Source organism: Rhodococcus sp. DK176, from assembly GCF_038447315.2.
Lineage (GTDB): Bacteria > Actinomycetota > Actinomycetes > Mycobacteriales > Mycobacteriaceae > Rhodococcus_F > Rhodococcus_F jostii_A.
In genome coordinates this window covers 7,218,383-7,239,523 of sequence record NZ_CP118321.2, presented here as the reverse complement: position 1 = coordinate 7,239,523, position 21,141 = coordinate 7,218,383, and the positions used below count along the sequence as shown (strand labels likewise).

19 protein-coding genes are annotated in these 21,141 nt (G+C 68.9%); 3 read left to right on the top strand and 16 right to left on the bottom strand.

What is annotated here, in order from left to right:
* Nucleotides 1–95: 95 nt before the first annotated feature.
* Together PSR88_RS33680 and PSR88_RS33675 are read right to left on the bottom strand one after the other, a co-directional pair.
* Entirely contained in the window at nt 96–1,826 is a 1,731-nt protein-coding gene (locus PSR88_RS33680) for an acyl-CoA dehydrogenase family protein (protein WP_016880184.1), read from the bottom strand.
* Nucleotides 1,827–1,894: 68 nt separating this feature from the next.
* Nucleotides 1,895–3,640, bottom strand: a complete 1,746-nt coding sequence (locus PSR88_RS33675; RefSeq protein WP_009479792.1) for a proline--tRNA ligase — start codon at nt 3,638–3,640, stop codon at nt 1,895–1,897.
* A 56-nt stretch (nt 3,641–3,696) separates the two neighbouring features.
* On the opposite strand from PSR88_RS33675, the gene yaaA reads away from it, so the two are divergent.
* Entirely contained in the window at nt 3,697–4,440 is a 744-nt protein-coding gene (gene yaaA, locus PSR88_RS33670) for a peroxide stress protein YaaA (protein ID WP_016880183.1), read from the top strand.
* Nucleotides 4,441–4,490: 50 nt separating this feature from the next.
* Here the strand turns inward: yaaA and PSR88_RS33665 are convergent, their stop codons facing one another.
* From PSR88_RS33665 to PSR88_RS33650, 4 genes are read right to left on the bottom strand one after another with little or no spacing between them, the layout of a single operon-like run.
* Nucleotides 4,491–4,877: a universal stress protein gene (locus PSR88_RS33665; RefSeq protein WP_009479790.1), complete on the bottom strand. Its 387-nt coding sequence runs from the start codon at nt 4,875–4,877 to the stop codon at nt 4,491–4,493.
* Nucleotides 4,874–6,433, bottom strand: a complete 1,560-nt coding sequence (locus PSR88_RS33660; RefSeq protein WP_016880182.1) for a tripartite tricarboxylate transporter permease — start codon at nt 6,431–6,433, stop codon at nt 4,874–4,876. Before PSR88_RS33660 ends, PSR88_RS33665 begins: the two co-directional genes overlap by 4 nt.
* 1 nt (nt 6,434) lies before the next feature.
* Nucleotides 6,435–6,974 (bottom strand): tripartite tricarboxylate transporter TctB family protein, encoded by a 540-nt coding sequence (locus PSR88_RS33655; protein WP_016880181.1) that lies wholly within the window; start codon nt 6,972–6,974, stop codon nt 6,435–6,437.
* Nucleotides 6,971–7,960 carry a Bug family tripartite tricarboxylate transporter substrate binding protein gene (locus PSR88_RS33650; protein WP_016880180.1) on the bottom strand — a complete coding sequence of 330 codons (990 nt, stop codon included), beginning with the start codon at nt 7,958–7,960 and terminating at the stop codon, nt 6,971–6,973. Before PSR88_RS33650 ends, PSR88_RS33655 begins: the two co-directional genes overlap by 4 nt.
* Before the next feature lie 67 nt (nt 7,961–8,027).
* Here PSR88_RS33650 and PSR88_RS33645 point away from each other — a divergent pair, with 67 nt between their 5' ends.
* Complete coding sequence (locus PSR88_RS33645; RefSeq protein WP_016880179.1) at nt 8,028–9,644, top strand: ATP-binding protein; 1,617 nt, start codon at nt 8,028–8,030, stop codon at nt 9,642–9,644.
* 30 nt (nt 9,645–9,674) lie between these two features.
* Complete coding sequence (locus PSR88_RS33640) at nt 9,675–10,349, top strand: response regulator (protein ID WP_011598459.1); 675 nt, start codon at nt 9,675–9,677, stop codon at nt 10,347–10,349.
* A 9-nt stretch (nt 10,350–10,358) separates the two neighbouring features.
* Here the strand turns inward: PSR88_RS33640 and PSR88_RS33635 are convergent, their stop codons facing one another.
* The 10 genes from PSR88_RS33635 to mqo form a co-directional block, all read right to left on the bottom strand.
* Nucleotides 10,359–11,126, bottom strand: a complete 768-nt coding sequence (locus PSR88_RS33635; RefSeq protein WP_016880177.1) for a trypsin-like serine peptidase — start codon at nt 11,124–11,126, stop codon at nt 10,359–10,361.
* Nucleotides 11,127–11,187: 61 nt separating this feature from the next.
* Complete coding sequence (locus tag PSR88_RS33630; RefSeq protein ID WP_009479783.1) at nt 11,188–11,559, bottom strand: glyoxalase superfamily protein; 372 nt, start codon at nt 11,557–11,559, stop codon at nt 11,188–11,190.
* A 56-nt stretch (nt 11,560–11,615) separates the two neighbouring features.
* Nucleotides 11,616–13,049 carry an MFS transporter gene (locus PSR88_RS33625; RefSeq protein WP_050787539.1) on the bottom strand — a complete coding sequence of 478 codons (1,434 nt, stop codon included), beginning with the start codon at nt 13,047–13,049 and terminating at the stop codon, nt 11,616–11,618.
* A gap of 101 nt (nt 13,050–13,150) precedes the next feature.
* A complete protein-coding gene (gene cobA / locus PSR88_RS33620) occupies nt 13,151–14,377 on the bottom strand; it encodes a uroporphyrinogen-III C-methyltransferase (RefSeq protein ID WP_009479781.1) in 1,227 nt (408 codons plus the stop codon).
* 47 nt (nt 14,378–14,424) lie between these two features.
* Nucleotides 14,425–14,805 carry a cobalamin biosynthesis protein gene (locus tag PSR88_RS33615; protein WP_009479780.1) on the bottom strand — a complete coding sequence of 127 codons (381 nt, stop codon included), beginning with the start codon at nt 14,803–14,805 and terminating at the stop codon, nt 14,425–14,427.
* Nucleotides 14,798–16,198 (bottom strand): cobyrinate a,c-diamide synthase, encoded by a 1,401-nt coding sequence (locus PSR88_RS33610; protein WP_020476714.1) that lies wholly within the window; start codon nt 16,196–16,198, stop codon nt 14,798–14,800. Before PSR88_RS33610 ends, PSR88_RS33615 begins: the two co-directional genes overlap by 8 nt.
* Nucleotides 16,192–16,806 (bottom strand): cob(I)yrinic acid a,c-diamide adenosyltransferase, encoded by a 615-nt coding sequence (gene cobO / locus PSR88_RS33605; RefSeq protein WP_011598455.1) that lies wholly within the window; start codon nt 16,804–16,806, stop codon nt 16,192–16,194. The genes PSR88_RS33610 and cobO overlap by 7 nt, the downstream gene beginning before the upstream one ends.
* Before the next feature lie 43 nt (nt 16,807–16,849).
* Nucleotides 16,850–18,763 carry a magnesium chelatase subunit D family protein gene (locus tag PSR88_RS33600; protein WP_029537585.1) on the bottom strand — a complete coding sequence of 638 codons (1,914 nt, stop codon included), beginning with the start codon at nt 18,761–18,763 and terminating at the stop codon, nt 16,850–16,852.
* 211 nt (nt 18,764–18,974) lie between these two features.
* The gene (locus PSR88_RS33595) at nt 18,975–19,496 is read right to left on the bottom strand and encodes a GNAT family N-acetyltransferase (RefSeq protein WP_009479775.1); all 522 of its coding nucleotides are present in this window, start codon (nt 19,494–19,496) and stop codon (nt 18,975–18,977) included.
* 64 nt (nt 19,497–19,560) lie between these two features.
* A complete protein-coding gene (gene mqo / locus PSR88_RS33590; RefSeq protein ID WP_009479774.1) occupies nt 19,561–21,105 on the bottom strand; it encodes a malate dehydrogenase (quinone) in 1,545 nt (514 codons plus the stop codon).
* Between the last annotated feature and the right edge of the window lie 36 nt (nt 21,106–21,141).

Sequence of the window (21,141 nt, the reverse complement as noted above, 5' to 3'; positions counted from 1 at the left end):
AAGAATGCGCCGATCGCACCCACCGGAACAGGCACCCCAGGGGGCGCAACCGGCACCCCGAGGGATGACGCCACCCCACCCCCGTAGAGCCCTGTCTACGGCCGCATTTCGTAGGCGCCGTCGTAGTTCTCCACCTGTGCCCACACCCGAGCGAACCGCTCCGCGTCCACCACGGGGCGGCGAATCGCACCGAGCGCCCACTTCTGCTGCGCCTCGGTGGCGGACGATTTACCTTGCAGCGCAACGGCATAACGGGAGAAATCGCGGATCTGGAAGTCGAAGATCTGGTCGATCAGATCACGGTCGATGCCGGCGATCGCGGCCTGCTCGAGAATCAGGTGCCCGTAGACCACGAGCGAGAACAGGTGCCCGAGGTCGAGCAGGAAGTCGAGATCCTTCTGCTGGGCAGCGTCGGGCGGGGCGGTGGTGAGCAGTTCCCTCAGCGCGGTCGCCTGCTCGTGGAACCGGGCCACGTTGGGGACGTCCGAGTGTGCCTCGTAGGTCTTCGTCCAGTCGTGGAACTGAATCCTGCCGGCACCGCGGGTCGGGCTCTGGGCCCAGAAGAAGGCATCGTCGGCAGCGTCGAGCCGGGGGCCGATCTCCGGGTACTCCGCCGGGTTGAGCAGGTAGTTCGGCATGAACTTGAGGATGAGGCCGACGTTGACGTGTACCGTGCCCTCGAGCTTCGGCAGAGTGCCGATCAGCTGGGCGGCCTCGCGGAAGTAAGTGTTCTTCTCGTAGCCCTTCGCCGCGATCACGTCGTGCAGGAGCGCGATCACCTTCTCCCCTTCGGAGGTGACCTTCGCCTTCGTCATCGGGTTGAACAGCAGGTACCGGCGGTCGTCGAGGCTCGCGCTGCGGAAGTAGTCGACAGAGCGTGCACTGAACAGCTTCATCGCGATCAGCCGGCTGTAGGCGTCGACGAAGTTTCCGCGCACGTGCGCGAAATCGGTGACGGGGTTTCCGTACAGAATCCTGTTGTGCGCGTGGGTGATCGACTCGTAGAAGGCGTGCTCGGAGATCCCGATGGATCCCGTGCACAGGTTGAACTTGCCGACGTTGACGGTGTTCAGCGCCGCCTCGAACGCGGCGACCCCGGTGTGGAGGATGTCTTCTTCCCGCACCGGGTAGTCCTCGAGCCGGAACGTGCTGACGTACATCTGGCCGTGCACCACATTGCCCTGCAGGTGGTATGCCGGGTGGCGGCTGTCCGCGACGAAGAAGACGTACCCGTCGCTGCCCTCCACATCGGTGCGCCTCCCGAACACCGACACCATGCCCGCGACGTTGCCGTTGCCGATGTAGTACTTGTCGCCGCTCGCGGTGAACGCGAGGCCCGGGTCGTTCTCCGCAGGGTTCAGCAGCATGTCCGTCGAGTAGACGTCCGCGCCGTGTTCCTTCTCCGACAGCCCGAACGCCAGCACCCCGCCGTCGTCGAGGAGCGTCGCGGCCCGTTCCTTCGCGGCACGGTTCCCGCTCATCCAGATGGGGCCGAGACCCAGGATGGTCACCTGCCACGCGTACCAGTACGCCAGACCGTAGAAACCGAAGATTTCACTGAGGGCGGCGTTGCGTGCGGCGTCCCAGCGCTTGTCCGGGTCGCCGCCCGCCAGGTCGGCTGGGGTGAGGAACTTCGCGAACAGCTTCTCCCGTTTCACGAACTCCAGGAAGTCCTCGGGCCACACGGCCTCGAGATCGTCCTCGAGCAGCCGCTTCTTGCCCCGCGACTCGAACCACTCGATCAGCGCCCGCAGCAGTCTGCGCGTCTCCGGATCGAAATGCTCGGGATCGTAGGAGGTCGGATCGAACAGCAGGGAATTCGTCACAGCAAGCCTTTCGTCCGGACGTGTCAGGCCAAGCTAACAGTCCGGACGAAAGGCGTGGGGCGGTTTGATCAGCCCCTGACGGCCTTGACGATCTCGCTCAGCGCCGACTCGGCGGCCACCTCGCGGCTCTCGCCGGTGAAGCGGTCGCGGACCTCCACCTTGCCCTCGCCCCAGCCGCGGCCGACGACCACGACGAGCGGGACACCGAGCAGTTCGGAGTCCTTGAACTTCACGCCGGGCGACGCCTTGCGATCGTCGAGGATCACCTCGAGACCGGCCTTGTCGAGTTCGGCGGCGAGTCCCTCGGCGCCTTCCCGGGCGGTCTCATCCTTGTTGGCGATCACCACATGCACGTCCGCGGGCGACACCTCGGCCGGCCAGCGGAGCCCCTTCTCGTCGTGGTGCTGTTCCGCGATCACGGCGACGAGGCGGGAGACGCCCACCCCGTAGGAGCCCATGGTCGGGCGGACGGGCTTGCCGTTCTCGCCGAGCACGTCCACGGAGAACACGTCGGTGTACTTGCGGCCGAGCTGGAAGACGTGACCGATCTCGATGCCCCGGGCCGCGACGAGCGCACCGGCTCCGTCGGGTGACGGGTCGCCGTCGCGAACCTCGGCGGCCTCGATGGTGCCGTCCGGGGTGAAGTCTCGGCCCGCGACGAGCCCCACCACGTGCTTGCCCGGCTCGTCGGCTCCGGTGATCCAGCTGGTGCCGTCGACGATCCGCGGGTCGACGAGGTAACGAACACCGTTGGCTTGCAGCGCCTTCGGCCCGATGTAGCCCTTGACCAGGAAGGGGTTGGCCGCGAAGTCGGCCTCGGTGAGCAACTCGAACTCCGCGGGCTCGAGGGAAGCACCGAGACGCTTGTCGTCCACCTCGCGGTCGCCGGGAACACCGATGCCGAGCAGTTCCCACTTGCCACCGGGCTGCCGGGTCTTGACCAGGATGTTCTTCAGGGTGTCCGCGGCGGTGACGGTCCAGCCCAGGTCGGCGCCGTTGGCCCAGTCGACGAGCGTCGCGATCGTGGGGGTGTCCGGTGTGTCGTGCACCTTCGCGGCGGGCAGTCCGTCGAACGGGACGGCCTCGGGAGCCAGCGTCTTCACGGCCTCGACGTTGGCGGCGTAACCGGACTCGAGGCAGCGGACGTACGTGTCCTCACCGATCTCGCTCTCGGCGAGGAACTCCTCCGACGCGCTGCCACCCATCGCACCGGACGTCGCCGACACGATCACGTACTTGACGCCGAGGCGGCTGAAGATCCGCTCGTAGGCGTCGCGGTGCGCGCGGTACGACGCGGTCAGTCCTTCGTCGGTGAGATCGAAAGAGTACGAGTCCTTCATGACGAACTCGCGGCCACGGAGAATGCCGGCCCGCGGGCGCTCCTCGTCGCGATACTTGGTCTGCACCTGGTACAGGGTGACCGGGAAATCCTTGTACGAGTTGTACTCACCCTTGACGGTGAGCGCGAACAGTTCCTCGTGGGTGGGGCCGAGCAGGTAGTCGCCGCCCTTGCGGTCCTTCAGTCGGAACAGTCCGTCGCCGTACTCGGTCCAGCGGTTGGACGCCTCGTACGGTTCGCGCGGCAGGAGCGCGGGGAGGGAGATCTCCTGGGCACCGATGCCGTTCATCTCTTCCCGCACCACCCGCTCGACCTCGCGCAACACGCGCAGACCCAGCGGCAACCACGAGTAGACGCCGGGCGCGATGCGACGCACGTAACCGGCGCGGACCAGCAGCTTGTGGCTGGGGACCTCGGCGTCGGCGGGGTCGTCGCGCAGAGTGCGGAGGAACAGGTGGGACAGGCGGGTAATCACGGGATACCAGAATAGTCGGCTGGGACGGGGCCGGGCGCGTCGGTAGGGTTTCGTGCGTGCTGGTGCTACTTCCTCCCTCCGAAACCAAATCCGACGGCGGCGCCGACGCGCCCCTCGACCTGGCCGAGCTGTCGATGCAGCAGCTCACCGAAACCCGCGAAGTGCTGGTCCAGGCGCTGGTCGCGCTGGCAGCGGACGGGGAGGCGTCGCAGCTCGCGCTCGGCCTCGGCCCCACCCAGGCCGACGAGATCGAGCGGAACGCCAAACTGTGGGTCTCCCCCACCCGGCCCGCACTCGAGCGCTACACCGGTGTGCTGTTCGACGCGCTCGACGCGAAGTCGTTCACCAAGGCCCAGAAGTCCAAGGCGCTGGCGCGGCTGGCGATGGGATCCGCGCTGTTCGGTGCGGTGCGCGCGGGCGACCTGATCCCCGCCTACCGACTGTCGGGCGGGTCGAAGCTTCCCGGACTGGGCACTCTCCGCGCGTTGTGGAAGCCGGAACTGAGCCGGGCGATCGCCGCGGAAGCGGACGGCCTAGTCGTCGACCTGCGGTCGGGGACATACCAGCAACTCGGACCGATCCCCGAGGCCGTGATCGCCACCGTCCTCACCGAGAAGCCGGACGGCACCCGCACCGTCGTCAGTCATTTCAACAAGCACCACAAGGGTCTGCTGGCACGCGCGCTCACAGTCTCCCGCGCCGAACCCCAGGACGTGCGCGGGGTGGCGCGGGTGGCGTCGAAGGCCGGCCTGCGCGTCGAGGTGGCGTCGGACCGCGAGCTGATCATCCTCACCGACTGACCTGTGAGTACTTATCAACCGCCGGCGGTTGATAAGTACTCACAGCAGCTCTATTCGGGCTTGACGGCCAGGACCGGTTTGCGGCAGGACAGCAGCAGGCGCTGGGCGGTGCTGCCCATCAGGAGCTTCCCGACCGGGGTGCGGTCGCGGATGCCGATCACGAGCAGTTCCGCGCTGGGCGCCGTCATGGCCTCGAGAATCACGTCGACGGTCTCGTCCCCCACGATCTGCCGGATCTCGTGGTCGACCCCGCTCGCGGCCAGCTTGCCTTCGAGTTCCTGGAGGTGCGCGTTGTCGGCGAACGACTGGTCGGCGAGGGAGTCGCCCTTCGACGTGTTGATCACGAGCAGCGACGTCCCGCGCAGCTGCGCCTCCGCGACGCCGTGCTCGAGGGCGGCCCCTCCGAACTGGTCGGGGGTGTATCCGACGACGATCATGCGTGTGCCTTCTCTCTGGTGTCGGTGGAGTCGCCACCGGCCGGTCCGTCGGGGAAATCGGGCGCCGCGACCGGGTAGTGCGCGCGGACGACCTTGGCGACGAGGGGTGCGATGAGGAGCACTGCGATCACGACATAGACGATGATCGCGACGGGCTCGGTGAACAGGCTGCCCCAGTCACCGCCACCGAGCTGCAGGCTCTGCCGCAGTTGCCGTTCGATGCGCGGGCCGAGGATGACGCCGATGATCAACGGCAGCACAGGCAGCCCGAACCTCCGCATCATCAGACCCATCAGGCCGAACGTCAGCAGCAGCGCGAGATCGAGCCACTGGAGGTTGACGGCGAACGCACCCAGCGCAGCGAAGAACAGGATGCCTGCGTAGAGGTAGGGCCGCGGTGTGCGGAGCAGCTTCGCCCACAGCGGTGCGAGCGGAAGGTTGAGTACCAAGAGCAGGAAGTTGCCGATGAACAGGCTCGCGATCAGAGTCCAGATCAGCAGCGGTTCCTTCTCGAACAGTGTCGGGCCCGGCTGGATTCCGTACGACACGAAGGCCGTCAGCATGACCGCGGCCGTGGCGTTGGTCGGCAGACCCAGCGACAGCATCGGCACGAGTGTGCCTGCCGCCGAGGCATTGTTGGCGGCCTCCGGCCCGGCGACACCTTCGATGGCGCCCTTGCCGAATTCGTCCTTGTGCTTGGACAGTTTCTTTTCGGTGATGTACGAGAGGAAGGTGGGTAGTTCGGCACCGCCCGCGGGTAGTGCGCCGAACGGGAATCCGTACGCGGTACCCCGCAGCCACGGTTTCCACGAACGCTTCCAGTCCTTCTTCCCCATCCACGGCCTGCCCACGGGAATGACCTCGGCCGGCTTGCGGCGGAGGTGAGCGGCCACCCAGAGGGCCTCACCGAGTGCGAACACGGCGACCGCGACGACGACGATGTCGATCCCGTCGGACAGTTGCGGGATGCCGAACGTGGCACGCGGCTGGCCGGTGAGGAAGTCGATGCCGACCAATCCGATCGCGAGACCGAGCAGAAGGGAGATGCATCCGCGGAGCTTCGAGGTTCCGAGGACGGCCGTGACGGCGACAAGGGCGAGCAGCATGATCGCGAGGTAGGACGGGGCTCCGAGGGTGACCGCGAAACTCGACACCATGGGAGCGAACAGCACCAGGAGCATCGTGCCGATCGACCCGGCGACGAACGACCCGATCGCGGCGGTCGCCAGGGCCTGCGCGGCCCTGCCGGCCTTCGCCATCTTGTTGCCCTCGATCGCCGTGATCACCGACGACGACTCCCCCGGTGTGTTCAGCAGGATCGACGTCGTCGACCCGCCGTACATGCCGCCGTAGTAGATGCCGGCGAACATGATGAACGCGGCGCTCGGGCTGACGTTGTAGGTGACGGGCAGCAGGAGGGCCACGGTCATGGCCGGTCCGATGCCCGGGAGGACGCCGACCGCCGTGCCGAGGAGGACGCCGATGCACGCGTACAGCAGATTCATGGGGGTGGCTGCTTGCTCGAAACCCTGCAGCAGCCAGTTCAGATTGTCCATGTCAGAGAATTCCGTCCAGAATGCCTGCGGGCAGCGGTATTCCGAGCCCGACGTAGAACGCGTAGAAGCTGCCGAATCCGAGCACGGCCCCGATCGCGATGTTGCGCACCCAGTGCCGGCTGCCCAGAATGGTTGCGGCCCCGGCGAACAGGACGGTGCCGATGATCGCCCAGCCCAGGAAGTCGACGAGTGCGATGGTCACCACGAACAACCCGACGAGCAGGCCCACCGTCTTCCAGTCACCCGGCGAGTCCGGATCGACGTCCTCGCCGCTGTCGGCTTCCCCGGTGGAGCCCCTCAGGATCGCGACGGCGAGCATCACGGCGAAGACCAGGAGTCCCCCGCCGATGACGAGCGGGAACAGTCGCGGACCCACCGGGTCGACCTTCGCGAAACCGTCGCTGAGCGACAGTGCGTCGACGATGAGGAAGACCCCGACCACGGCCATCACCGCGCAGACGATGAACTGTGCGTAGTCCCGCCGCTTCGGCGCCGGGGCCGTGTCCGCGGAGACTGCGGACGGTTCTGCGGGCGCGGTCATGTCAGCCCCAATTCGGCCAGGGTGGACGAGACCCGCTCGTCCTGGTCCCGGAGGAACTGCTCGAACTCCGGTCCCGTCGTGAAGGCGTCACTCCAACCGTTCTTCACCAGGGCCTCCTTCCATTCCGGTGTGTCGTGCAACTTTTGGAGCGCCTCGACCATGTCGGCCTTGGCGCCGTCGGACAGTCCGGGCGGCGCCAGGATTCCCCGCCAGTTGGTGAAGGTCAGGTTCACGCCGGCCTCCGTGAGCGTCGGCGCGTCGATACCCTCGACCCGCTCGTTCCCCGACACCGCGAGGACCCGGACCTGGCCGGCCTCGATCTGGTCGACGTACTCGCCGAGTCCCGACGTGCCTGCGGTGATCTTCTGGCCGAGAAGGGCCGTCAACAGGTCGCCGCCGCCGTCGTAGGACACGTAGTTCACCGCGTTCGGGTCCACTCCGACCGCCCGCGCCGTCTCCATCGGGAACAGGTGGTCCGGGCCGCCGGGCGAGGAACCGCCGCCGATGGTGATCGACGCCGGGTCGGCGCGCCATGCGGCCACGAAGTCATCGATGGTCTGCAACGGTGAATCCGCGGGCACGAGGATGCCCTCCTGCTCCTCGACCACCTTGGCCAGCGCGGTAGCCTCGGAGACCCGTGCGGTGGATCCGTTGGTGTAGCCGGCGCCGACCACACCCAGACCCATCATCATCATGAGGTCGTCGTTGCCGGCCTCGTTCATCAGCCTGGCCATCGCGACCGTTCCACCTGCGCCGATCACGTTGAAGACCTCGACGCGGCCGGTGATGCCCTCGTCTTCCATGATCTTCACCGCGGTCCGCGCCGTGAGGTCGTAGCCGCCGCCCGGACTGTTCGGAACCATCATCCGCACTCTGTGCAAACCCTCGTCCTCGCCGCGGGTGACCCCGCAGCCGGCCACGAGGAGGCCTACGAGCGCGAGCAGGAGCAGCGCGCGTACCCTGCTCCCGCTACCTGTTCTCGACATCGTTCCTCATTTCGCCATGAATGTGATCTTCCGCAATACTGAACCCCAGGGGTGATGCACGTCACCTATGCGAACGAAATGGAACTTAAGTTCATTGTGGTCACCACTTCATCCCCGCGTGCGTAGCCTCGCGGGCCAGGTCCTGCTCCTCCAGCTCGTCGTCGTCGGCGTCGTACTGCTCGCGGTGGCCGCCGTGTCGGTCCACCAGTCGACCGTGGAGTTCCGCGACCTCCAGGGGCAGCGCATGATCGCGGTGGCCGAGAACGTGGCGTCGACGCCGGTGGTGCGCGATCAGCTGTCGGACCGCTCGGTCGAGCGCGTGCTGGCGCCGGAGGTCGATCGCGCCGTCAACCTGTCGGGCGCCACGCTCGCCGAGATCGTCGCACCGAACGGGGCGGTGACCGTGTCGTCCGATCCGACGCGGCTCGGGGTGCCCGCCGAACTCGGCGCCAGCGATGTGATGACCGGGCGGGCCTGGTCGGGCGACGTGGACGTCGACGGACGCCGCGCCATCGTCGGACACGTCCCGATCCTGTCCGCCACCGGGGACGTCCTCGCGGTCGTGACCGTCAGCGACGACTACCCGTCCATCTGGGACCTGCTCAGCAGCGCGGGGGCGCGCCTGCTCCTGTATCTCGGAATCGGCGCCGGTCTCGGGCTTCTCGGCTCGTGGCTGCTGTCCCGCCGGATCAAGACCCACACCCGTGGACTCGAAATCGCCGAGATCGCAAGCCTTGCCGACCATCGCGAGGCCCTCTTGCACAGCATCCGCGAGGGTGTGGTCGCGGTGAACCCCGACGGGGTGATCACCGTGCTCAACGACAGCGCACAGGAACTGCTCGACCTCACCGACGACGCCGTCGGCCGACACGTCGACGACGTCGCGCTCGACCCCGCCGTCCGGCAGTACCTCCTCAACGGGGAGGACGGCCGCGACGTGGTGCTGTCGACGTCGTCGCGCATGCTCGCGCTGAGCCGGCGCGCGGCCACCAGCCAGGGACACAAGATCGGCACCGTCACCACGATGCGCGACAGCACCGAACTGGCATCAATGCAGAGCCAGCTGTCCTCGCACAAGAGTGTCACCGACACCCTGCGGGCGCAGACGCACGAGTTCGCCAACCAGCTGCACACGATCTCGGGTCTGACGCAGCTCGGCGACTACGACGCCGTCACCGACTTCGTCGGCACCCTCACCCGCCGCCGAGCGGAGATCAGTGATGCTGTCACGCAACGTATCTCAGATCCGGCTGTCGCCGCGCTGCTGATCGCGAAGACGTCGCTCGCCGCCGAGACCGGGGTGTCACTGACATTGGAACCCGACTCGCACCTGCACGCCCTCGACCCCGAACTCGCCACCGACGTGATCACCGTCCTCGGCAACCTCATCGACAATGCCGTCGACGTGTCCGAGGGCGGCCGGGACGCGCGGATCTCGATCCGGATCACCGACGACGACGGCATCCTCATCGAGGTCGCCGATTCCGGGCCCGGAGTTCCCGAGTCGATGCGGGAGGAGATCTTCTCGCGCGGGGTCACCTCGAAGCCGGGCACCCCCGGCGGCCGCGGGATCGGGCTCGCCCTGGTCCGTCTCGTCAGCTCCCAGCACGGCGGGTCCGCGGCCGTCTCGGACGCACCCGGCACCGGCGGTGCGTTGTTCACCGTCCACGTGCCGCGTAGCTAGACTCTCCGATCATGACGGGACGGCGTGGCGATGTATGAGGTCCTGGTCGTCGACGACGACTTCATGGTCGCGGAGATCCACCGCCGATTCGTCGACAAGACACCGGGGTTCACCACCGTCGGGGTGGCGCGGACCGCCGCCGACGCCCTCGAATCGGTGCGCACCGCACACCCCGACCTCGTGCTCCTCGACGTGTACCTGCCGGACATGTCCGGCCTCGACGTCCTGCAGCGACTGCGTGCGGAGGGCAACGCCGTCGGGGTCATCATGATCACCGCCGCCAGGGAGATCGACACCGTCAGCCGCGCACTGCACGGCGGCGCCTCCGATTATCTGGTCAAGCCGTTCGACTACACGCAGCTGCAGGAGAAACTCGAGAACTTCCGCCGCCGTGCCCGTGCCCTCGAATCACAGTCCGGTGCAGACCAATCCCTGATCGACTCCCTGTTCGGCGGCAAGGGCAAGAATCCGGAGCCGAGCCGGCTCCCGAAGGGGCTCAGCGCCGAAACCGGGCGTCTGGTGCTCGACATCCTGCGGTCGAAGGGCGAGCTGTCGTCGACCGAATGCGCCGAACTCGCCGGACTGTCCCGGGTCAGTGTGCGCCGTTATCTCGAGCACTACCTGTCCGAGGGACTGCTGGAGGTCCGGCTCGAATACGGGGGCGCCGGCAGGCCAGTCCGCCGATATCGGCCTGCCCCGCGCTGACCCGGTTCGTCAGGATCGGGTGCAGGCGCCGGCGAGGGCGAACGGTGTCGAGTCGCCTGCATCGCGGCGCTCCGCGCGATCCAGCAGGGCGAGCGTTCCGGAACCGAACGTCGGCGAGTAGGACACCGAGTCGGTGCACCCGCCGTGGTCGAGGCCGCCGACGAGGGCGACGACCCGCGAACCCGTGATCCACGGGCCGCCGCTCGTTCCCTCACCGAGACCGTCGCAGACCACCGTGGGATAGCTGTCCGTCGACGTGGTCGCGGCGGTGCACGACACCGGACCGTCCCCGAGGGTCGGATAGCCGGTCACGGCCACGGTGGTCGCGGGTTCCGGCGCGGACGCCAACTCGAATCCCCCACCGACCACCGATTCGACGGATGCCGGCACGGTGGTTCCGCTCGGGGCCACCCGGAGCACGGCGAAGTCGTACTGCGGGTCCTGCGACTCCAGCCATGCGGGGTCGACATAGATCTGGGACACCGTCCACAGTCCGAACGGGGCCACGCCGCGGTCGAATCCGGGCGCGAACGACAGCGCGCCGCCGGACCCCGCGATGCAGTGCGCGGCGGTGAGGACGAGGTCGCCGTCCGCGCTGTCCAGAACCGATCCGGTGCAGACGTGGATGGGCGTGCCGGCCAGGAACAGCGGACCGACGCGAGGATCCGGGGCTGCGGCGGCAGGCGCGGCGGCGGCCGATCCCCCTGCTACGCAGGCAGCGAGGAGCAGGCCCACCGCGGCTGCCCCCGTGACGGACGTGCGGGAGGGCGTGACCACAGGACCATCATGCTCCGCTCATCGCGCGAGGGCAGGCCGATTTCCGCTACCGGCCGCGACGTCAGGTCCGCGGCGGAAGCTGCTGCAGCGCCCACTCGTTGCCGTCGGGATCGGCGAAGTACACGAAGCGCCCCCACGCCAGGTCCTGTACGTCGCTGACGGGAACGCCACGGGCGGACAGCTCGGCGTGGGCGGCGTCGGCGTCGTCGATGACGATCTGCAGCCCGTGCACCGAGCCGGGCGGCGTGTCGACCAGGCCCTCGCCGACAGCGATCGAGCACGCCGACCCGGGCGGCGTGAGCTGGACGAACCGGACGTTCTCGTTCACGCGGTGGTCGTGGTCGACGACGAAGCCGACCTGGTCGGCGTAGAACGCCTTGGCCCGGTCCACGTCGGACACCGGCAGAATGATCAGCTCGATTTTGTAGTCCATGACCGGATGCTATAGACGGACTACGACAACCGGGCCGAAACCGGACCGGACCGCGTTCACGCCTGCTGCGCGGCCTTCTCGGCGGCTTGGGCCTGCGCGACCTGTTGCGGGGTGAAGCGGATGAACAGCGCGGCCAGTCCCGCGATGAGGGCGCACCCGGCACTGCCGACGAGGGCGAACGTGTACCCGTTGCCGAGCGCCTCGAGTTGCGTCGGATTCATGTCGGCGACCTTGCCGGAGATGCCGCCGAGGGACAGCGTTCGCGAGGTGGCCATCGCCCCGATGACCGCCAGGGCGAGGGGTCCACCCAGGGTCTGCGCCACCTGGGCGATGGCGGCGAGCGGACCGATCTCCGTCTCCGACACACCGGCGATGGCGCACAACGGGAGCGGGACGACGGCGAGTCCGACACCGAATCCGATACCGATGACCGGCACGAACAGGTTGCCGAGGTAGGTGGCGGAGCTGTCGAGGGTCGAGCCGTACAGCAGCCCGACCACCATGATCGCCGCGCCGGCGATCACGAGCCACCGGGGCTGGATCCGCACGGCGAGCTTGGACGCCACCGCGGCCGCGCCGCCGAGGCCGAACGCGAACGGGATGAACGCGAGGCCGGCCTCGAGGGGGCTGTAGCCGAGGATGTCCTGGACGAACAACGCGACGAAGGCGGCGACCGTGAACATCACGGCACCGGCGAAGAAGATCGCGACGAGCGTCGCCACCCGGTTCTTGTCGCGGAAGAGGGAGAACGGCAGCAGCGGGTTGTCGGCGGTCCGTTCGACGTACAGGAACGCGCAGAACAGCAACAGACCGGCGACGAGCGCACCGATCACGTACGGGCTCCCCCAGCCCAGTTCCGGACCTTCGGTGAGCGCGAACACCACGCCCGTCGCCGCGACCGTGGCGAGAACCGCCCCGGGAACGTCGAGGGCCAGGCGCTCACCCGCGGTCTCCTTCAATGCCACGAACGCGCACCCCACGATGACGACGCCGATGGGCACGTTGATGAGGAAGATCAGTCGCCACGACACCTCGGTGAGGGCGCCGCCGATGATCAGGCCCGCGATCGACCCGATGCCCGTCATGGCCGCGAAGATCGCGATGGCCTGGTTACGCGCAGGTCCGGCCGCGAACGTGGTCGCGACCAGGGCCAGCGCCGTCGGGGACGCCACCGCGGCGCCGACACCTTGCAGGAACCGGGCGGCGATCAGCATGAACTCGCCCACCGCGAGACCGCACAGCAGCGAGGCGACGGTGAACAGGGCGACACCGCCGACGAACATCTTCTTCCGGCCGAACGCGTCGCCGAGCCGTCCGCCGAGGAGCATGAGGCCACCGAACGCCAGTGCGTACGACGTCAGCACCCAGTTGCGGCCGCTGTCGCTGAGACCGAGATCGGCCTGCAGCGGTGCGAGCGCCAGGTTGGCGACGGTGCCGTCGAGGACCACCATCATCTGCAGCCCGCTGAGCACGATGATCGCAAGCCCCATCACGCGGGTGGCAGCGGGCGGATTCACCGTGGCTCTCGCCGCAGACTTGTTCGACGCCGACGCGCCTTCGGGTACTCGGGATTCAGACACGAGGGTTCACGTTACCCAGCGTCCACAGAAAACCCGGCCACCGGCCCGATGACCACGATGGCGGGCGGCCGGATCTGCTCTTCCTTCACCCGGGCGGCAACGGTCTGGAGATCGGTCCGCACGGTGCGCTGCGTGCGCAGCGTCCCCTCCTGGATGACCGTGACCGGGGTGTCCACCGGACGCCCTCCCTCCATGAGGACCGTCGCGAACGCCTCGATGCGCTCGACGGCCATCAGCAACACGATCGTGCCCTTCAACCGGGCGAGCGCCGACCAGTCGACGAGCGAATCCGGGTGGTCGGGGGCGACGTGACCGCTGACGACGACGAACTCGTGGGTGACGCCTCGATGAGTGACCGGGATGCCGGCGGCCGACGGCACCGAGATGGCACTGGTGATGCCGGGGACGACCGTCACGGGCACACCCGCCGCGGCGCACGCCTCGAGTTCTTCGTAGCCGCGCCCGAACACGTACGGGTCGCCGCCCTTGAGCCGCACCACGAACTTGCCTGCCTTCGCACCGTCGATGAGGGCGGCGTTGATCGCCTCCTGCGCCATCGCACGGCCGTAGGGAATCTTCGCGGCGTCGATGACCTCGACGTCGGAGCCGAGTTCGGCGAGCAGTTCCGGCGGGGCGAGGCGGTCGGCGACCACCACGTCGGCGCGGGCGAGCAGTCGCCGGCCGCGCACGGTGATGAGATCGGGGTCGCCCGGGCCGCCGCCCACCAGTGCGACACCGGCCGCCGGGTGGTCGGCGGTGTCGGCGACCGCACCGGATTGCAGGCCCTCGACGAGGGCGGTGCGCACTGCGGCGGACCGGCGGTGGTCGCCGCCCGCCAGCACGCCGATGCTCATCCCGTCGTAGCTTGCGCTCGCCGGTGTGACGGCGGTGCCGTAGCGGGCGTTGTCGGCGCGGACGCAGAAGACACGATTCCGCTCGGCCTCGGCGACGATCGCCGCGTTGGTGTCCGGTTCGTCCGTGCACGCGATGGCGTACCAGGCGTCGGCCAGATCGCCGTCCCGGTATTCGCGAAGTTCCAGTGTGATCTGTCCCGCGGTGGCCATTCCCTCGACCGCCGGCGTGACCGCGCGGCTGATCAGGTGCACCCGCGCACCCGATGCGATCAGGAGCCCGAGCCTGCGCTGTGCCACTGTTCCGCCACCGACCACGACCACACGACGATCGGCCAAATTGAGTCCGACCAGGTAGTTGGTCTCGTCTCCGGTGGCAGCAGTCACGCGCTCTCCCCGTTTCTCCAGAAAATCCTGCACGTCTCGTCTCGAACCTACGAAACTTTACGGGCTGCCGCGACGACGACGCCATTCGCGGACCACTTGGTCACGATCAAGGGCCCGCCGCCCGCTCCGAGCACCGCCGCCGCTTCCGCGACGCTCGGCGATCCCGTCGCCGAGTGCACGCGGTCCGACGGGTTCGCCACCTCGACGGCGGCGAGCTCCCCCGCGGCGAATCCGCGGACGGCGACACCCAACGCCGCTGCCGCATCCCGGACAGCCGGCTCCGCGGCCTTCCGGTCGAGGGTGCACAGGCAGTCCAGGGTCGCGTCCGAACCCGGGTTCGCGGACGTCAGCGCGTGCCGGACGGCGGCGAGGATGTCCGTGCTGCTCGTTGCCGCGCGGAAACCGACGCCGACGCAGACGTCACCCATGCGCGGCGAAGGTGCGGGCCGCGGCCACGAAACGGGTGATCGCCTCCGGATGACCCGCAGGGTGTGTGTGCAGGTACGAGGCGTGCACGCCGCCGCGGACGAAACCCTCGCGCGCAGGGTGGCCGTCCCAGGGCCGCCAGCCCCAGGCCGGCGCGAAGCCGTCCGCCTCGGCCGCGGCGAGCGACGTGCGATGGAACTCGTGGCCGACCACCCGCTCACCTGCCGCGAAGAGGACGGAGTCCGTGACCGCCACCGCCTCGCGGTACCCGAGCGTGAGACGGGACCCGAACGAAGCGTCGACCCCGACCACGGAGGCCATCGCGTGCCCGTCGAGACTGCGGGCGAGGTAGAGCAGACCGGCGCACTCCGCATGGATCGGCGCCCCCGCGGTGGCGAGTTCGCGGATCTGCGTCAGGAGCACGGAGTTTTCCGCGAGCGCGACGGCGTGCTCCTCGGGGAAGCCACCGGGCAGCACCACGCCGCTGGTGCCGGGCGGCAACCCGTCGTGCAGGGGGTCGAACGTGATCACGTCCGCACCGGCGGCGCCGAGGAGTTCGCGGTGTTCGGCGTACCCGAACGTAAATGCCCGGCCCCCGGCGATCGCCACGACCGGGCGAGGGCCGGGGAGAATCGGCCAGGCCTCGGCGGCGGGGTCCCACACCGGCCCGTCGACCGCCGACGACGCGAGCGCGCGGATGGCAGGCAGGTCGAGGTGGCGAGCGGCCAATCGGGTCATCGCGTCGACGGCGTCCACCGCGTCGGCCCCGTGCTCCGCCGCCGGGATCAGCCCGAGGTGGCGGGACGGGACCTCCAATTCGGCCATCCGCGGCACGGCGCCGAGCACGGGGAGCCCGACGCGCTCGCATGCCTGCCGCAGCACCTGTTCGTGCCGCGGGCTTCCCACCCGGTTGAGGATCACCCCGCCGATGCGGACCCCGGAGTCATAGGTGGAGAAGCCGTGCAGGACCGCAGCCAGGCTCTGACTGTGGCCGCGGGCGTCGACCACGAGCACGACCGGGGCGCCGAGCAGTGCCGCCACCTGGGCCGTCGATCCCTCGGCCGACGGCTCCTGCGACGCCGCGTCGATCTTGCCGTCGAACAGGCCCATGACGCCCTCGACGACCGCGAGGTCACACCCCGAACTGCCGTGCCGGTACAGCGGGCCGATCCGCTGCGCGCCCACCATGACCGGGTCGAGATTGCGTCCCGGACGTCCGGCCGCGAGCCCGTGGTATCCGGGGTCGATGTAGTCGGGGCCGACCTTGAACGGTGCCACCGTGCAGCCCGACGCACGGAGCGCTCCCACTAAACCGGTTGCGACAGTGGTCTTTCCGCTGCCCGATGCGGGAGCGGCGATGACCACCGCCGGCGCCGCGGGGAGCGTGGTCACCACTCGATGCCCCGCTGGCCCTTCCGGCCGGCGTCCATCGGGTGCTTGATCTTGGTCATCTCCGTCACCAGATCCGCGGCGTCGATCAGTGCCTGCGGGGCGTCGCGGCCCGTGATCACCACGTGCTGGTTGCCGGGCCGGTTCTGCAGGACCTCGATCACCTCGTCGACGTCCACCCACCCCCACTTCAGGGGATAGGTGAACTCGTCCAGAACGTAGAACCGGTGTTCCTCGGCCCCCAGCCGGCGGGCGATCTCGCGCCAACCCTCGGCGGCCGCGGCGGCGTGGTCTTCCTCGCTGCCGTGCTTACGCGTCCACGACCAGCCCTCGCCCATCTTGTGCCACTGCACCGACCCACCGACACCGGTGTCCTCGTGCAGCTGACCGAGGGCTCGGAAGGCTGCTTCCTCCCCCACCTTCCATTTGGCACTCTTGACGAACTGGAACACCCCGACGTCGAATCCCTGATTCCAGGCACGCAGCGCCATGCCGAATGCCGCCGTCGACTTCCCCTTGCCCGGTCCGGTGTGGACCGCGAGCACGGGAGCGTTGCGTCGTTGACGTGTGGTGAGGCCGTCGTTCGGAACGTTCTCGGGAACACCCTTGGGCATGTCTCTTCTCTCTACTCTCTCCCCTACCGAAGCCGCATCCGGATCACGCCGCGGCGCGGACGACGCCCGCGACCTGCTGCGCGGACAATTCGCCGAGGCGCACGTAGCCGCCCCGCAGCCGGCGGGCCAGCTCCGCGGCCAGCCCGAGCCGGACCATGCCGGTCTCGCAGTCGACGACCACCGACGCGACCGAGCTGTCGGCGAGCAGCCCCGCGGCCACCTTGGCCCGGTGCAGTGCGTCCTTGCCGCCCGTCGCCCGCCCGTCGGTCAGTGCGACGACGAGGGCGCGGCGCTGCGGATCGCGGAGACGTTCCCGCAGCACGACCTCACGCGCGCGCAGGAATCCTTCTGCCAGTGGGGATTTGCCGCCCGTCTTCATTCCGCGCAGGCGGCGGACGGCGATGTCCACCGAAGACGTGGGCGGCAGGACCAGTTCCGCGGCTCGTCCACGAACTGTGATCACCGCCACCTTGTCGCGGCGCTGGTAGGCGTCGCGCAGCAGTGAGACGACGGCACCGGTCACGGCCGACAATCGGTCACGGGCCGCCATCGACCCGGACGCGTCCACGACGAACACCACGAGGTTGCCCTCGCGCCCCTCGCGAATCGCCCCGCGCAGATCGGCCGAGTCCAGGATCATCCGGCCCGTGCTCCGGCCGCGGGCGACCTGCCGCTCAGCGGCGGCGAACAGCGTGCCCACCAGATGGAGTCCGTGCCCCTGTTCGGCGGTGGAGCGCACCGCGCGACCGCGGGACGAGCGCGAACGGGAACGCCGGCCCGGCGCGCCCTCGCCGACTCCGGGTACCTCGAGGAGCTTGGTGGTGAACTGGGTGCCAGTCGGCCCCGCCGGGCGTTCCGGGGGTGCCGGAGCCCCACCTCCGGGTCCGTCGGGATCGTCGGGCCCCTCGGGGTCGGTGTCCCTGCCGTCCGGTCCGGGCGGGGTGCCGGGCGGAGTTCCCGGCGCCTGCTCCGGCGGTTCCTCGGCACCGGACCTGGCGTCCTCGTCGGCCTGGCGGAGCGCGTCGTCGAGCTGCTGTTCATCGAGGCCGGGTTCGTCGAACGGATCCCGGCGGCGGCGGTGCGGCAAGGTCAGCTCGGCGGCGACCCGCACGTCCTCCGCCGTGACGGCCCCGGCGCCCCGCCATGCGGCGTGCGCGGTCGCGGTCCGGGCGAGGACGAGATCGGCGCGCATGCCGTCCACGTCGAACGACGCACAGAGAGAAGAGATTCGGCGCAACTCGACGTCGTCGAGCTCGACGGAGTCGAGCCGGTCGCGGGCCTCGAGGATGGCGGCCGCCAAGGCCGCGTCCTGCTCGGCGTAGCGCTCGGCGAACCGTGCCGGGTCACGCTCGAAGTCCAGGCGCCGCCGGACCACCTCCATGCGCACGTCCACCTCCCGCGACGCGGCGACGTCGACGGCCAGCCCGAACCGGTCGAGGAGCTGCGGCCGGAGCTCGCCTTCCTCCGGGTTCATCGTGCCGACCAGCACGAACCGGGCGGCGTGCGAGTGCGAGATGCCGTCACGCTCGATGTGGACGCGGCCCATCGCCGCCGCGTCGAGGAGCACGTCGACCAGATGGTCGTGCAGAAGATTGACCTCGTCGACGTAGAGAACACCCTGATGGGCGGCCGACAGCAGCCCGGGTTGGAACGCGCGCTCACCGTCGCGCAGGACCTTCTCGAGGTCGAGGGAACCGACGACGCGGTCCTCCGTTGCTCCGACCGGCAGTTCGATCAGTCGCGCCGGGCGCGTCCCGTTCTCGTCGTGCACCGCGGGCAGCAGTGCGGTGAGAGCGCGGACCACCGTCGACTTGGCCGTCCCCTTCTCACCGCGGACGAGGACGCCGCCGATACCGGGGTGGACTGCGCAGAGGATGAGGGCGAGGCGCAACCGGTCCTGACCGACCACCGCGCTGAACGGGAATCCCCACGAAAAGTCGGGTCGAACCTGGTTCACTTCACGATCCGTACGCACGCTGCATCCCTTCACGTCCCGGTTTCCTCGCCGAGAGCTTTGGCCGGTACGAACGCCGCGGCAATCTGGCTGGGAGACCGGATCGGCAACCAGGGTGGTGGCAGCCGGTCAGAGATCCGTCACAGTGGCGGGACCGCGCCTGATTCGAACAGGACTTCCCCGCGGACATTCACCTGACGACCCTAGTCGGGGCCTACTGCCCGGCGCTCGACGGGGCCGTCTCCGCGACCTCGTGCGCGGCACTGCCGGCGCCGAAGGCGGCGCCGCCGCCGCGCCGCATGGGGACGTGCGGGATGCCGTCCTCGACGAACTCTTCGCCGTCCGGCTTGAAACCGTGCTTGGCGTACATGTCCACCAGATACGTCTGCGCGTTGATGCGGCACGGCGCGTCGCCGACCTCGGCGAGCGCGGCGCGCAGCAGACGCGTCGTGTGCCCCTGACCGCGCGCAGGCCGCGATGTGCACAGCCGACCGATGCGGAACGACGTGGTGCCGTCGGCGTGCTCCTCGAGGAGGCGGAGAGTGCAGACCACCTGGCCGTCCTGTTCCAGCCAGAAGTGGCGGGTCTCGGCCAGCAGATCGCGGCCGTCGAGTTCCGGGTACGGGCACGCCTGCTCGACGACGAAGACCTCTACGCGAAGCTTGAGCAACTCGTAGAGCGTCTTGTTGTCGAGATCGAGTGCCCACGAACGCTTGAGTGCTGCAGTTGCCGTCATGACAGGCAACTATCGCACAGCACCGGCAAGTGCGCGCGCCCGTGGACCCGGCCCGGGCCGTGCGTCAGACCGCGACCGACGCGTCCTCCACCTTGCTGGTGTCGAGCTGGAGCACCTTCGATGTCCAGTCCCACACCTGCGAGAACAGCGCGGTGTCGTCGGAGAGTTTGACGCCCAGCGACGGCACCATTTCCTGGAGCTTCGGCTTCCACGACTCGTACTGGGCCGGGAAGCAGCGCTGCAGCACGTCGAGCATGGCGGGCACCGCGGTCGACGCACCCGGCGACGCGCCGAGCAGGCCCGCGATGGTGCCGTCGGCGGCGTTGACGACGGCGGTGCCGAATTCGAGAACGCCGCCCTTGCCCTTGGCTCGACGGATGACCTGGACGCGCTGGCCCGCGGTGATCAGTTCCCAGTCCTTGCCGAGCGCCTTCGGGACGAACTCCCGCAGTGTCTCGATCCGGCCGGCCTCGGACATCGCGAGCTCACTGATCAGGTACTTGACGAGACCGAGTTCGCTGACGCCGACACCGAGCATCGAGAGCAGGTTGTCCGGCTTGACCGAGCTGGGCAGGTCGGTGATGCGGCCCTGCTTGAGGAACTTGGGCGACCAGCCGGCGTACGGCCCGAACAGCAGTCCGGGCTTGTTGCCGATCACGCGGGTGTCGAGGTGCGGAACCGACATGGGCGGTGCGCCGACGGCGGCCTTGCCGTAGACCTTGGCGCGGTGCTGGTCGATGAGCTCCGGGTTGGTGCAGCGCAGGAAGGCGCCGCTGACGGGGAACCCGCCGAAGCCCTTGGCCTCCTCGATCCCGGACTTCTGCAGCAGGTGCAGCGCACCGCCGCCGGCGCCGACGAACACGAACTTGGCGCGCACGACCTTCTTCACACCGTTGCGGCGGTTGGTGACCTTGACCACCCAGCTGCCGTCGGACTGCTTGGTGAGGTCGGTGACCTCGTGCCCGAAGTGGACGACGCCGCCGGACGCGCCGACGTAACCGAGGAGCTGCTTGGTCAGGGCGCCGAAGTCGACGTCGGTGCCGTCCTGGGTCCAGTTGAGGGCGACGGGATCGCTGAAGTCGCGGCCCTTCGCCATCAGCGGCAGGCGACGGGTGAACTCGTCGGGTGCGTCGATGTACTCCATGCCCGCGAACAGGGGGTGACCGGCGAGGGCGTCGTAGCGGGCCCGCAGGTACTTCGCGTTGGCCTCGCCGTGCACGAAGCTCACGTGCGGGATGGGGTTGATGAACTCCTTGGGCTGCGTCAGCACACCGCTCTCGACACCGTGCGCCCAGAACTGCCGCGACACCTGGAACTGCTCGTTCACGTTGACGGCCTTCGTGATGTCCACGGTGCCGTCGGCGTTCTGCGGGGTGTAATTGAGCTCACACAGCGCGGAGTGGCCGGTGCCCGCGTTGTTCCACGGGTCGCTGCTCTCGGCGGCTACTGCGTCGAGCCGCTCGAATGTGGTGATCGACCAATCGGGCTGCACCTGACGCAGGATCGCTCCCAGCGTCGCGCTCATGATGCCCGCGCCAACCAGCACTACATCCGTTTTCGTCTCTACCGCATTCTGATCTGACACTGGAGTATCGACTTCCTTGTCCATAGCCGTACGCGCATACGCCTGCCGTGTTCGCCGGAT